This window comes from Cohnella ginsengisoli, from assembly GCF_029525555.1.
Taxonomy (GTDB): domain Bacteria; phylum Bacillota; class Bacilli; order Paenibacillales; family Paenibacillaceae; genus Cohnella; species Cohnella ginsengisoli.
Genome location: NZ_JAPDHZ010000008.1, coordinates 476,997 through 489,159 on the forward strand (window position 1 = coordinate 476,997; position 12,163 = coordinate 489,159).

Genomic DNA, 12,163 nt, shown 5'->3' on the forward strand with positions numbered 1-12,163 from the left:
TTCAAGCGCTACTGGGCAAGAGACAAGATCCCGTCTTCCATATGGTACACCTTGTCGCAATGTTCAAGCATGCGTTCGTCATGGGTAACCATGATCGCGGCCTTTTGACGCGACTTTACTTCTTGCGCGATCAATTTGACCACCTCATAGGCACGCTTGGTATCCAGACTCGCAGTCGGTTCGTCGGCCAATATCACGCTTGGATTATTGACCAACGCCCGAGCGATCGCAACCCGTTGTTTTTCGCCGCCGGACAGACTTTCCGGGAGGCTTTTCAGCTTCGAACCAAGTCCCAGGCCGTCCAACAACTGTCGGGCAAGCGCTTTGTCCGCAGTCGTTACTTTTCCGCCCATCCTTTTCACGACAAGCAGTTGGTCCAGTACGTTCAGATAAGGCACAAGATTCGATGTCTGCATAATAAAGCCGATCTCCTTCAAACGGACGGCGGACAATTCCCGCGCCGATAGCCGGGAGATCGAATGGCCATTTACCTCAACCTCCCCCTTCCGATGCTTGAAGAAGCGCGCCTGCTACGGACAGGAAAGTGCTCTTGCCAGAACCGGATGGGCCGACCACAGCCACAAATTCGCCCGGTTCCACTTCAATAGACACACGATCGAGCGCCGTCAATCGGTTCATGCCCTCGCCGTAATATTTCGTGACATGTTGGATATGCAATCCTTTTGGCATTATTCGACCCTCCCTAGCGCTTGCAGCGGATCTATTTTGGTCATTTTGCGAACGGAGATCAACGAACTGAGCAACGCGATAGCGAGAAGAATAATCGAATATAGAATGACAAGAGCCGGGTTCAGCTGAAACGGCATTTCTATAGGCATGACCGCCGCCGTAGCATAAGTGAGCAATATCCCGACCACAATACTGCTTAAGGACAATACGAATACTTGCGATACGATCGCTCGGCCGAGAAATCCGTTCGTTGCTCCGATGGCTTTCATGATTCCGAATGCGTTCGATTTTTGCATCGTCATCACGTAGAAGAACACGCCGAGCACGAATGCGGATATCGTCAGCAAAAAGGCAAGCATCATCATAATGGAGCCATTTTCTTCTTTATAGCCTGGCAGGCCTTGTACGGCAGCCGCGCGGGTTACGGTATCCGTACGCGATAGGCTGGCTTCAATGTCGCCAGGGCGAATATGTTTGCCTTGCAGCATAACGGCGTTGACCGGATTGGAAATTCCTTTGTCCGACCCGGGAGCCGCGAAAGCGATTTTCCTCCACTCCGATAAAGGAGCAAATACAGATGCCACGTGATTATAGGTCTGATCTTGAACAAAGCCCACGATGGTCAGGGATTCCGTCGAGCCGTCCAATTGAAAGCGGTCCCCCAGCCGGAAGCCTTTGTCCTTCAAAGTCGTATTGACAATGACGCCTGCGGGTTGATCGGGTGACAATCCTTGTCCCTCAACGACTCTCGGCTCTAAGAAACTTCCCGGGATAATGCCGATAATCGCGATATCTACCTTATCCTCATTCCTGCCGCTCTCCCCCTTCAGGGCGGTGGCCATCGAAGTGCCCATCGGCGACGCCGCTTTTACGTTCGGCAATTGTCCGGCCTGCCCTGCCAACTGTTCGGATAATAACGACTTGCTCATGGAAGATTGCGACCCTTGTTCGAAGACGACATAATCGGCATCCATGTTTTTAAACGTCGAGGCTGCGAGCGTAGATAGTCCATTGCCTAACCCGGACAAAATGAAAACCAGCCATGCCGTAAGCACGAAAATAACGGTAATCATGAAAAATCGCATTTTACTGTGAGCGAACTCTCTGATGGCTAAAAACATGATCTCGTACCTCCCTTATAAATTTATGACACATGTGTCATTTTCGGCGCCTCGGTATCGTCCCTTCGAATATTAAACACCATTTTTGACACGTGTGTCAAATAATCTTATTGGCCAGATCCTCCCACCCACATATCGAACAGCATTTGACTCCATTGTAATGCAGGAGCGTTCAGCATATTGGGCGTGTTGAACAGATTGAAGAACGTGCCGACCAGCACGGGAAGAGGCACTTCTTTTCTAAGTTTTCCTTCCTGCTGCGCGCGTCCGATCAGACGCGTAAGCTGCACTTTGAGATCCGCGTGAACTTTCTCTATAAACGCGAGGTCGCGAGCCGCAGCTTCCGAGTTGTTCGTGTTGATTTTATTGGCGTCCCCCAGAAGCTGGTGAAGCTTGGACTCTTCCACGTATATCGTCAGTACTTCTTGAAGAGCGCTCATGGGATCCGTTTCATCAACGGCGGACACTTTCTCGTAAACATTCGAAATGACCCGCTTCATGCAGGCAGCGACAATTTCTTCTTTGTTGGCATAGTATTGGTAAATCGTGCTTCGGGCGCCGGGAAGGTGCTGAGACAACATTTTGAGATGAAATCCATCATAACCATGGTTCAGTACCAATCTCTTGGTTACGTCCAGCAGCTCCGATTCGGCATACAACTGTTTTCTCCCCATGGCTCGTCCTCCCCTGGTCATCATGCTCAACAGTGTATCAAATAAAGAAGCAAAACACGAACAAGATATAGGCGAGAGGTCGATTCGTAATTTATGTTGACGACCACATAAATGCGTGCTATCTTAAGGATAAGAAATATGTTGACGACCACATAAATGGAGGAGAGGCAAGATTGAAGAACAGCAACAACAATGAAGCCACTGAGCCAGAAATCATGGAAGTCGCCGAATTTCCCGTAAGCTTCTCGATCTTCAGCTTGGCTCGTTCCCATCATCGCGTAGCGGGACAGTTGCTGCGGGAAGCAGGACTGTATCCCGGGCAGGAGCTGGTGCTAATGCAGCTATGGCAGCAGGACAGCCAGCCGCAGAGCAGCCTCACGAGAGCGCTGCGCCTGGATCACTCGACCATCGCCAAGTCCGTTCGCCGGTTGGAAGATGCGGGGCTCGTCGCCTGCAGCCGCTCCGAAGAAGACAAGCGCGTCACCCTCGTATCGCTCACCCAGGCCGGGCGCGATATGGAATCCGGCGTCACGCAGGCCTGGAGCCGCATGGAAGAGATGACCATAGAAAATCTAAATGAGGAAGAAAAAGTACAATTCGTGGCTTTGGCCAAAAAAAATCGTCGTTGCGCTGGAAGATTAAACGGAATTTAAACCAACAAAATCAGAGGAGAGATTAAAATGTCTAAAAAGACGATGCAAGCGGTACAGGTTCATGAATACGGCGGCCCGAACGTATTAAAGGTAGGAACGGTGGAGCGCCCTCAGCCTGAAGCGGATGAAGTGCTCGTACGCATCGTGTATGCTGCGATCATTCCGCTTGACTTTAAAATTCGTAACGGCTGGCTGCAGCGCGTGTTCCCCGTAACGCTGCCCTACATCCCGGGCTTCTACGCCTCCGGCGTTGTCGAAGAGGTAGGACCGAGCGTAACGGAGCTCGCGCCCGGCGATCGCGTATTCGGCACTATCAGAGGGGCCTATGCCGAATACGGAGTCGCTAAAGTCCCGGAGCTGGTAAAAGTGCCTGATAACCTCGCCCTCAAGGATGCGGCAACGATTAAAGCAGGCGCCGAAGCCGCCTGGAAAGCACTGTTCACGGAAGGCGAACTTCAAGCCGGCCAAACCGTTCTCGTGCACGCGGCGGCGGGCGGCGTCGGACAGTTTGCCGTTCAGCTGGCCAAGTGGAAGGGAGCGACCGTGCTCGCCACGGCTTCCGCCGCTAACCTGGACTTCGTGAAGTCGCTCGGCGCGGATCAAGTCATCGATTATACCACGACGAACTTCGAAGACGTCGCCAAGGAGGTAGACCTGGTCGTCGACTCCGTCGGCGGCGAGACGGAGACGCGGTCCTGGGCCGTTCTAAGAAAAGGAGGGATTTTCGTCTCTCTGACGCAGGATCCCTCCCAAGAGGACGCGCAGAAGCACGGCGTCACGGCTAAATTCAATACCAAATTCACGAGCCGCGAGGACCTGGAGATTTTAACGGGACTGATCGCCGAAGGTACGATCACAGCAGAAGTCGACTCCGTATTCCCCTTCGATCAAGCGGATCAAGCGCTGGAGAAAAGCGAAGCGCGCCGGGGACGGGGCAGAATCCTGCTCAACGTCAGCGCCGTCTGATAGCTAAACAACACGCGTGCACAGCGCACCGCGTGTTGTTTTTATGTCGGCCAAAACAATAGGGACGAACAACAAGAAGAAGAAGCCTTACCGTAGTAGGCTTCTTTCCTTCTGTTCACGTTGCGCGGTCAGATCAATCCTGATTGTTGAAGCAGTTTTCGGATAATAACCGCTACTTCCGCTCTTGAAATATTAGCTTTTGGCGCCAAGGTTGTAGGACTTCTACCTGTAATGATTCCCGCCTGAATCACATCGGCAACACTGGTCTTAGCCCACTCTGCAACTGTATTTCCATCTGTGAATGGTTTAAGTTCTGCTGCCGATTCTTCAGCGAAGAGCTTGGATTTCAGATCGGTTAATACCATCGCTTGAGCTATCATCTTCATGGCCTGTTCACGAGTAATGTTATCCGTCGGTCTAAAGGTTCCATCTTCAAATCCATCCATTAGCTTGTACTGATATAAGGTTTGAATAGCCCCGCTGAACCAATCCGTCGTTTTCACATCGCTAAATGAAGTGTCGCCGCCAGTTGATTTCAGGCCTAATCCGCGAACCATAATGGCTGCAAACTCTGCCCGCGTAATCGATTGGTCGGGATTGAATAAATCATTGCCAATTCCGTTAATGACCATTCTTGAACCCATGTCGTTTACCGCTACCTTTGCCCAATGCCGATCGACGTCGACGAACGTTACCGGGTGATAAACAAGGGAATAGGTGCTATTCGTTAAGCTATTCACCTTTGCAAAATATTGGTTCTCAATCACGACGATTTGGGTAGGTACATGGCGAACCGAGCCATCCGGCTCCACGACAATACCCGTTGTAATTTTATTCGGATCTACGCCGTCCGGGATCGCTATCGTTCTCTGTACATAGGCTTCAAAGTTGGCAACCTCAATCTTTTTTATCTCCCGAGGAAGCTCTGATCATGAAGTCTATAGATGGGACAACAATGGAAAAGTTGCCTTTCTGCGCCGAACTCTCCGTTAATTTTACGGTATTCTCATTTGGAGCTGCTATTTCGATTTGGACGTTAATATCCTGCAGTGCTATTGTGTTTCCAAGTTGTTTGGAGATGGAGCCCATATTGATTTGTTGTGCCGGAATCGTATAGGTCGCTTTATCGGTCTTGATTTCAATAACGGCTTGCTTCTGTTCCATGCTTTGGATCATTCGGCCGCTAAGCTCTCCGATTACGACGTCAAACTTCGTATTAACCGGGATGGTCACAACGGACTTTTGACCTTCTGCCGCAAGCTTTTGTTCCAGCTTATGCTCGTCTACGATTACGGTCGTGACTGTCTGATTCAATCTCGTTGACGTGGTGGCAGCGCCTATGCTTTCCACCTTGCCGTTGACGAGTACATCGACTCCACGATCCTGGGGCGATGGCGTGGACATTGAAGGTACAGGCGTTGATGGCGACGTAAAGCTCAGCGTCGTGTCCGCTCCGGCGGGCGTCCCCGTTGCCGGATCTGCCGCTACTCTGACTTTGATCGTATGCGTGCCCGAGAGATCCGGCGCATTCGTTCCGTCGTATCTCACATAAGCGCCGCCGTCGATTCGGTACTCCATCGCTGTCGTGAGGCCTATGATCGTGTTGGCCGCGTCATCGGCGCTCACGCTTGGCGCTGCAGGCGGCGCTCCTGCCACAACGGGGTCGGCATCCGACCAGTAGGCGATTTTCTTATCGATCCCATCTTCGCCTTCCTCTTCGTACTCCGCCACGACATAAATATGCTGCCCCGGAGAGACGGCCAGCTCGTCTCCTGACTGAAGCTCCGTGTCGAAGCCGTAAGCGGCTGGATCTTCGCCGACATAAGGCTGTCTGACGCTGCCCGCAGCGCCGATCCGATATTTGAGAGTCAGATCGCCGTAGTGTTCGTCGTGCAGATTCTCGTCCGCGATCGTCGCCTTCGTCGTGCCGATCTCGCTGCCGGGCGACCACGACAATCCTCCGACGGGCGGTGCCGGGTTGACCGTTTCGCCGTGTCGATTGTTCCCCCAGCCGACCAAGGTACCGTCCGACTTCAGCGCGACAATATGGGTCCTTCCCGCCGCGACGGCTACGACGTCGCGAAGCCCAGCCGGCGGTTGCAGCCGTCCGCCGTCGCCCCATACGACAACTTCCCCCGCTATCTTTCAGCACCGCTACGGAGTAGTTATCGTTCGCATAGATCGCTCCGACATTCGACAAGCCTGCCGGCGGCCGTTCAACGCCGTAGTAACCCCACAGTCTGACTGTCCCGTCCTTCAACAGTGCCACCGTGTGATTAACCCCGGAAGCGATGGCCGTCGTTTCAGGAAGATCTTCAGGCACGTCTGTTGCCCCCATCGATGCGGAGCCCCAGCTGACGACGTCGTTATCCCAAGTCAGCGTTGCCGCATGGTTATACCCGCCCGAGACGGATTTGAAGGGCGCATGAATTTTCTCCCATTCCACCGGCATCTTGTACTGTCCAGATCCCCAACTGATCATCGTCCCGTCATTCTTCAGGACCGCAGGAGCGTTCCCGTCGAGCACGAGCCCGACGACATTGCCGTTCGGGACTTCGACTGGAACTGCACAGCCGTCGCCTAAGGCCTCAACGATACCGCCTGCCCTAATCGCATAGCCGCAGTCGTTGGATGCGTAAACCGCCTGTACTTCGGTCAAGTTGTCAGGTACTTCGATCTTGCTGCCCTTTATCCAACCATAGGCTTTGACCGTACCGTCATCCTGAAGAGACAGCGTAAATCCGTCCCCAGCCGCAATGCGCGTATGCGGACTCGGCAGTTGGATAGGCGATGTCGTGTAGGCAATATTCAGCTTGGGCACGAGCGTGTTAAATGAAAGATAGTGGAAGAATCGCATCCCTTCATCCGCCCAGGAACCCGCCAATGCGAGAACGAGTTCGTTTTCTCCTTTGGCGATACTGTCGCGCACCAGCGGGGCAATATTGAATTTTACCCATTCGCCGTCCTTGCCCGTTACATTAAATGTCCGGGAGTGCATTCCGCCGTAAAATGCAGGCAATGCATCCGTCGCTGGTGTCGTACCGGGTGCCGTCCAACTGCCGTTGTACTTATAGATGGTCAACTCGGGACTGCCTTCGTCGTTGGCGTAATTATTGGTCACGAACAGTTCCAGGTCAGCCTCAAGCACCGTTCCGCTAAAACCGCTTAGATCAAACTTGAGCATGCCTGTAAACGATTGTCCAGCATTTGAGCCAATGGATACCGTATCCGGACAATAAACCGTTGAGTTTGAACTGTCCCCGGAATATCTGTACTCGCAGTTTGCCAGCAGCTTGCCGGCAAAAGTGCCCGTGGCATCCGGCTCGGCGTTCGCCGTACCGGCCATCGCGATGGACGGAACCGCCAGAACGATAGCCAGCAACATTTGAAGCTTAATTCTAGACAACAAACGGAACATCGATCGCGCTTTCAAAGTATTCTCTCCTTCTGCAATGGAATCATAGGCTGCATTAGAAAAGAATAGCATCGACCTCTAAACATTTGCCAAACAATTCGACATTTCTCGACGGTTATCGTTGCCTCTCTCGTCACCGTCGCGCCAAAGCCGACGTGCATGACCTCGATGCATAAGTTTCCCGATATCTTCCATAATAGAGGGGACACTCGCTTGGCGAAGGGGGATTCGGAAACCACATGCTCGACAATCTCGAAAGCAACTACGACTGCTCGAACGCAGGGGACGATCTGCATCAACTGAAGCAGGAGCTCGCCGAACTGCGGGGACGCGGCGCGGAGGATCCGGAGTCGCAGGCCGTCATCAACCGGCTCGAGAACCAGATCAACTTCATCCTGAACAAATGCGACTTCAACCCTTCGTCCCTCACGTAAGCTGCCTGCTTCTCGTTAACGTGAACGGCCTCTTCTCCGTTCCTGGAGAAGAGGCGTTTTTCGTTTGCCGCCATGTCTTGCCGCTGCTAGGCCTGCAATCGCCGAACCAGCCCGTTTACTCGGGCTTAACGCCTGGCATGTGTTTTGCTAACGCATCGGCACTTCCCTTCAACCGTGCTTCCAAAATCAAGCGCAGCTCATCGGGAATCCGTTCAAACTCGACCCCTTTCCCCAAGAACAAAAGCCAATCCGCATAATACGCCAGCGACTCGGCATCGGTCACGTCGAGTTGAACGTTGAAAATCCCGCTCGATTGGAACATCCCCGTAAAGGACAAAATGATCCCCGGCGGGTGCATGCGCTTAAAGCGCTGAATCCCAGTCCAATCAACCTTTACAACCAGATTGGACTCGCGCGCGTCAATCCGTTTTTTGCTTAAAATCTCTTGCTCGGACCGCTTCATCTTCAGCACGGAGATGGCCGAATCCCGCAGCATCTCGACAGGCAAATACCGAAACGCATCCGTATCAAAATCATAAACCTCGACCAGCCAATGCGCGTTTGAGTTAAAAATATGAATCAAATAAACGTCCATCAACTGAGGCCAGCCAGGACTCGGCTCATACGTCAAGCGCAAGTGCTTATCCCGCACGGCAAGCGAGATCAGCTGGTTCAACTCCGCAGGCGCCGCATCATCGAGTTCCAGTAGATTCGGATTCGCAGGATTCGTATTTTCAAAAAGCAAGATATGATTCAGCTCGATCAGCTCGTCGTGCTGGGCTTGCGACGCGATGCCGATGAGTTTTTCAGTGATCGAGCGGCGATTTTGCAAATAAGGCAGCTGCGAATTTTTCGAAGCGATGAAGCTGATAAATATCGCTTTGAGTTCCTCCGGCGTGAAACGGACGGCGGACAGATACTGATTTTGCAGGACATTGTAGCCACCCCCGCGCCCAAGCTCGGACGTCAGCGGGAACCCCATCGCCTGAATCTCGTTAATGTCGCGGATCGCCGTCGCGCGGGATATCTTGAACTCCCGCTGAATCTCCGCAATCGTAAAATGCGCGCGATTATTGATGAAGCGCATGATCAGGTTCACTCGTTCGGTCTTTTTCATGATTTGATTGTATCAGAAATGCAGCAAGCTTTTTTTGGCATCCAACAAAAAGGGTATCGTTTTTTTGATACATTTAGCGACTAATATCAGTCTTGTAAAGAATCATCCCAAAGGAGAGAATAAAAATGTCTAGCTACTCCATCCAAACCGTCTCGGAGAACTACAAAATGACTGCTTTCGGCGTTTTACTGGAAGACTACAACGACTGGGCAGGCAATGCGGCAAAAACGGCAGCGAAAAAAACGGAAATCACTGAAAACGGCAAGCTTGCCGAGCTTCTCGCGCTCGCTGACGGGCAGGAATATCAAATCAACTACGTCATCGGCGGCAAGGCTTGGCGCGGCTTCGGCGTGATGGGTGAATACAACGTGGAAGACGCGATCGTCCTCGACTTCCTCGCCGGGGAATACCTCGTGGTGCCTGGCACAGGCGCCGACAAAGACCGCCTTGCCGACGAAATAACAGGCAAAGTATTCGGCGGCCTGCTCCAAGAAATTACGGACTACAAATACGTGGGTCCCGGCAACTCCACATTCGTCAAAGCAGCTGAAGACGGCAAATTTTACGGCGAAATGTGGCTTCGCGCGAAAAAAGCAGGAGACAAATCTTAAACAAAGGAGCGCTCTAATGGAAAGTTACTCCGTCGAACACAAAGCGTCGTTTACATTGACCGCTTATGGTTTTTCGATGCAATCCCATTTCCAAGACGCGCCGGCTATGCAAAAAGAAAAAGCGGCGTTTTGGGGCGGGCTGAAGGCCGACGGGCGTTTCGACAAGCTTAAGGCGGCTGCAAAGGATGATCGCGAATGGTCGGTCAACGAGGTTTATCAAGGCAGACCGTGGAATTATTTCGCGGTAGAAGCTAGCAAATCGGTAGGTGACGCAACGCGCATCATCGAGTTTCCGGAGAGCGAGTACATCGTGGTCGCAGGCACCGGCGACAAGGAAGCTTTGTTCGATCAGCTGACTTACCGCGCTTTTGGCGAGGTCTTGTCGCAAGTCACGGACTATGCTTACATCGGCGGTCCGAATGCCACTTACCGTAAAGAAAATGGCGACGGCACGTTTTACGGCGAATTTTGGGTTCCTGTGGTTAAGAAATAAGAGGGTCATCGTACCGAAAAAGGCCGGATTGCGGACTTTAAATTTGCGGAATATGCGCAGCGGGTAATCGGAACAAACCTTATATCCGGATTCAGGGCCATCCTATTGGATTGGCCCTCTCTCTGTGGGTTAATCTGCGGATGAGTTGACTTGGAGTATACTCCAAGTTATAGAATCGGTTGTGTTAAGAAGACCCATCCATGCTAATGTGAAAAGAGGGTTCAATATGGAGCGCGTAAAGACAGTCTTAATTACGGGAGCGAACAAAGGCATCGGTTACGAAACGGCAAGGCAATTGGGAGTCATGGGCTTTACGATCCTGCTTGGTACGCGAGACGACGAGAAAGGGGGAGAAGCGGCAGCTCGTTTAATTAAAGCGGCTGTGAATGCCCGACATCTCCCCCCTGGACGTCACCAACCAACGGACGCTTGATGCTGCGTTCAAGCACATTGAGGAGGAATTCGGATCGCTGGACGTCCTGATCAACAATGCTGGAATATCCAAGGACGGCGGCGTCTCCCCCAGCCAACTGGAGCCCTCTATATTGAAGGAAACCTTTGAGACGAATTTCTTCGGCATGTTCGCAGTGACGAGAACCATGCTTCCCTTACTGAGAGAACGGCCCAACGGCCGGATCGTCAACCTTTCGAGCGGCCTGGGTTCGCTAACTATAAATAGCGATCCCAATTCGGAATGGTCCCGTTTTAATTTGCTCGCCTATAATAGCTCCAAGACAGCCGTTAATGCTTTAACCGTTATGCTCGCCAAAGAATTCAAGAATACTTCCCTTAAGATCAATGCTGCCGATCCTGGTTATACGGCCACCGATCTCAATCGTCATACCGGTTATCGCTCCGTCGAGCAAGCGGCCGGAATTGTAGTACGCCTTGCGACGCTTCCCGAAGACGGACCGACAGGAGGTTTCTTCGACGAAAATGGCGAAGTTCCGTGGTAAGCAAAGAACAAGGAGATGATCGCATGGAGGATGACATCCCCGAGATGATAACATCCATCGAACAAGCGGCGTACTTAACCGGTTTAACGAAAGATACGATCCGATATTACGAAAAAATCGGTTTGTTGCCTTATGCGGATCGAAAACAAAATGGACATCGAGTCTATAGTAGAGAACAGGTACAGGGTATCTTGTTTTTAACCAGACTCAAAGCCACAGGAATGACGATAGAAGAAATGAAGCGATATCGGGAGCTCTCAAGCCACGGTAACGATGCCATTCCCGAAAAAATGTCCATACTCGAACTTCATAAGCAAAAGATCCAACAGGAAATCTCTAGATTGCTGGAGGTCCAGAAGATCATCGAGTATAAATTAGATCACTATCATGAAATCATCCAGGATCCGGATCTTAACGATACGGGCTGTACGCCTACCCATAAATCGAACGGATAAGGAATTGACATATCGTAAAATGTCGATATAATGCTCGATCAGGTGTCCCTGTCGTCGGTTACATGGGTTGGGATGGTTGGAGTCGCGATTGCGATCGTGCTCGTGGCGATCTTGAAGATACGGATGCGTGCGGGGGAGGCAGAACACGGGAGCGTTACGTGGAAATTAATGCGGAGCCCGCCAGTATGCTGGTTTTCGTCTGGTTGTACAAATCCTGGGCATGTATCCGCAAATCCCTAGAGAATTAAAGATCGAAATTGCTAAAATCGATGCGAGTTTATTTGCTATGCAGCTGATGCTGGTAGCCCGTGCGCATGGGTATGATACCAATCCGATGGCAGGCTTTGATCGCGATCAGGTTGTCAGCGCCTTTGGGTTGGACAACCACAGGTATGTTCCGGTCATGATCCTATCCATTGGAAAAGCCAAAGAGGAAGGCCACGAATCCGTGCGCTTGCATAGCGATAAAATTACCTTTTTGGCGCTAATGTGAACTTTTTTCCCCCTTAAACAGGGAAGATTCGGCCCCATCCGAATCTTCCCTGCGGGAAGTCTATGAATAGGATTAAAAAAATGGG

Annotated in this window: 14 protein-coding genes and 4 pseudogenes; 9 read left to right on the top strand and 9 right to left on the bottom strand. The window is 51.8% G+C overall.

What is annotated here, in order from left to right; genetic code table 11:
• Positions 1-8: 8 nt before the first annotated feature.
• The 3 genes and pseudogenes from OMP38_RS33000 to OMP38_RS33010 all read right to left on the bottom strand — a co-directional run bounded on the left by OMP38_RS33000 (position 9) and on the right by OMP38_RS33010 (position 2,485).
• Positions 9-690 (bottom strand): annotated as a pseudogene (locus OMP38_RS33000) (ABC transporter ATP-binding protein).
• Entirely contained in the window at positions 690-1,811 is a 1,122-nt protein-coding gene (locus tag OMP38_RS33005) for an ABC transporter permease (RefSeq protein WP_277568814.1), read from the bottom strand. The pseudogene OMP38_RS33000 and the gene OMP38_RS33005 overlap by 1 nt, the downstream one beginning before the upstream one ends.
• A 107-nt stretch (positions 1,812-1,918) precedes the next feature.
• Positions 1,919-2,485, bottom strand: a complete 567-nt coding sequence (locus OMP38_RS33010) for a TetR/AcrR family transcriptional regulator (RefSeq protein ID WP_277568815.1) — start codon at positions 2,483-2,485, stop codon at positions 1,919-1,921.
• 173 nt (positions 2,486-2,658) lie between these two features.
• Here OMP38_RS33010 and OMP38_RS33015 point away from each other — a divergent pair, with 173 nt between their 5' ends.
• Together OMP38_RS33015 and OMP38_RS33020 are read left to right on the top strand one after the other, a co-directional pair.
• On the top strand, positions 2,659-3,138 hold the full coding sequence (locus OMP38_RS33015; protein ID WP_277568816.1) for a MarR family winged helix-turn-helix transcriptional regulator: 480 nt from the start codon (positions 2,659-2,661) through the stop codon (positions 3,136-3,138).
• A 27-nt stretch (positions 3,139-3,165) separates the two neighbouring features.
• Entirely contained in the window at positions 3,166-4,104 is a 939-nt protein-coding gene (locus OMP38_RS33020) for an NADP-dependent oxidoreductase (protein ID WP_277568817.1), read from the top strand.
• Positions 4,105-4,232: 128 nt separating this feature from the next.
• On the opposite strand, the gene OMP38_RS33025 is transcribed toward OMP38_RS33020, so the two are convergent.
• From OMP38_RS33025 to OMP38_RS36520, 4 genes and pseudogenes are all read right to left on the bottom strand, one after another.
• Entirely contained in the window at positions 4,233-4,916 is a 684-nt protein-coding gene (locus tag OMP38_RS33025) for an S-layer homology domain-containing protein (RefSeq protein WP_277568818.1), read from the bottom strand.
• 85 nt (positions 4,917-5,001) lie between these two features.
• A complete protein-coding gene (locus tag OMP38_RS33030; protein WP_277568819.1) occupies positions 5,002-5,835 on the bottom strand; it encodes a hypothetical protein in 834 nt (277 codons plus the stop codon).
• A gap of 297 nt (positions 5,836-6,132) precedes the next feature.
• Positions 6,133-6,246, bottom strand: a pseudogene (locus tag OMP38_RS36515) (hypothetical protein); the annotation flags it as partial.
• Between the two features lie 673 nt (positions 6,247-6,919).
• A pseudogene (locus tag OMP38_RS36520) lies at positions 6,920-7,591 on the bottom strand (DNRLRE domain-containing protein); the annotation flags it as partial.
• A 167-nt stretch (positions 7,592-7,758) separates the two neighbouring features.
• Here OMP38_RS36520 and OMP38_RS33040 point away from each other — a divergent pair.
• On the top strand, positions 7,759-7,953 hold the full coding sequence (locus OMP38_RS33040; RefSeq protein ID WP_277568821.1) for a DUF2524 domain-containing protein: 195 nt from the start codon (positions 7,759-7,761) through the stop codon (positions 7,951-7,953).
• A gap of 115 nt (positions 7,954-8,068) precedes the next feature.
• On the opposite strand, the gene OMP38_RS33045 is transcribed toward OMP38_RS33040, so the two are convergent.
• Positions 8,069-8,785: a WYL domain-containing protein gene (locus OMP38_RS33045; RefSeq protein WP_277569041.1), complete on the bottom strand. Its 717-nt coding sequence runs from the start codon at positions 8,783-8,785 to the stop codon at positions 8,069-8,071.
• Between the two features lie 165 nt (positions 8,786-8,950).
• Positions 8,951-9,070: pseudogene (locus OMP38_RS33050) on the bottom strand (HTH domain-containing protein); the annotation flags it as partial.
• 125 nt (positions 9,071-9,195) lie between these two features.
• On the opposite strand from OMP38_RS33050, the gene OMP38_RS33055 reads away from it, so the two are divergent.
• From OMP38_RS33055 to OMP38_RS33075, 6 genes are all read left to right on the top strand, one after another.
• Positions 9,196-9,681: a hypothetical protein gene (locus OMP38_RS33055; protein WP_277568822.1), complete on the top strand. Its 486-nt coding sequence runs from the start codon at positions 9,196-9,198 to the stop codon at positions 9,679-9,681.
• Between the two features lie 16 nt (positions 9,682-9,697).
• On the top strand, positions 9,698-10,174 hold the full coding sequence (locus OMP38_RS33060) for a GyrI-like domain-containing protein (RefSeq protein ID WP_277568823.1): 477 nt from the start codon (positions 9,698-9,700) through the stop codon (positions 10,172-10,174).
• 226 nt (positions 10,175-10,400) lie between these two features.
• Positions 10,401-10,607, top strand: coding sequence for an SDR family NAD(P)-dependent oxidoreductase (locus OMP38_RS35375; RefSeq protein ID WP_338130729.1), 207 nt, complete (start codon positions 10,401-10,403; stop codon positions 10,605-10,607).
• Positions 10,561-11,130 carry an SDR family NAD(P)-dependent oxidoreductase gene (locus OMP38_RS33065; RefSeq protein ID WP_338130730.1) on the top strand — a complete coding sequence of 190 codons (570 nt, stop codon included), beginning with the start codon at positions 10,561-10,563 and terminating at the stop codon, positions 11,128-11,130. Before OMP38_RS35375 ends, OMP38_RS33065 begins: the two co-directional genes overlap by 47 nt.
• A 23-nt stretch (positions 11,131-11,153) precedes the next feature.
• Complete coding sequence (locus OMP38_RS33070; protein ID WP_277568824.1) at positions 11,154-11,585, top strand: MerR family transcriptional regulator; 432 nt, start codon at positions 11,154-11,156, stop codon at positions 11,583-11,585.
• Between the two features lie 220 nt (positions 11,586-11,805).
• The gene (locus OMP38_RS33075; protein WP_420869791.1) at positions 11,806-12,078 is read left to right on the top strand and encodes a nitroreductase family protein; all 273 of its coding nucleotides are present in this window, start codon (positions 11,806-11,808) and stop codon (positions 12,076-12,078) included.
• Positions 12,079-12,163 lie beyond the last annotated feature (85 nt).

Coding starts and splice junctions, on each gene's coding strand:
- OMP38_RS33005 (WP_277568814.1), bottom strand. CDS start 1,811: ATGTTTTTAGCCATCAGAGAGTTCGCTCACAGTAAAATGCGATTTTTC.
- OMP38_RS33010 (WP_277568815.1), bottom strand. CDS start 2,485: ATGGGGAGAAAACAGTTGTATGCCGAATCGGAGCTGCTGGACGTAACC.
- OMP38_RS33020 (WP_277568817.1), top strand. CDS start 3,166: ATGTCTAAAAAGACGATGCAAGCGGTACAGGTTCATGAATACGGCGGC.
- OMP38_RS33040 (WP_277568821.1), top strand. CDS start 7,759: ATGCTCGACAATCTCGAAAGCAACTACGACTGCTCGAACGCAGGGGAC.
- OMP38_RS33055 (WP_277568822.1), top strand. CDS start 9,196: ATGTCTAGCTACTCCATCCAAACCGTCTCGGAGAACTACAAAATGACT.
- OMP38_RS33060 (WP_277568823.1), top strand. CDS start 9,698: ATGGAAAGTTACTCCGTCGAACACAAAGCGTCGTTTACATTGACCGCT.
- OMP38_RS35375 (WP_338130729.1), top strand. CDS start 10,401: ATGGAGCGCGTAAAGACAGTCTTAATTACGGGAGCGAACAAAGGCATC.
- OMP38_RS33065 (WP_338130730.1), top strand. CDS start 10,561: ATGCCCGACATCTCCCCCCTGGACGTCACCAACCAACGGACGCTTGAT.
- OMP38_RS33070 (WP_277568824.1), top strand. CDS start 11,154: ATGGAGGATGACATCCCCGAGATGATAACATCCATCGAACAAGCGGCG.
- OMP38_RS33075 (WP_420869791.1), top strand. CDS start 11,806: ATGTATCCGCAAATCCCTAGAGAATTAAAGATCGAAATTGCTAAAATC.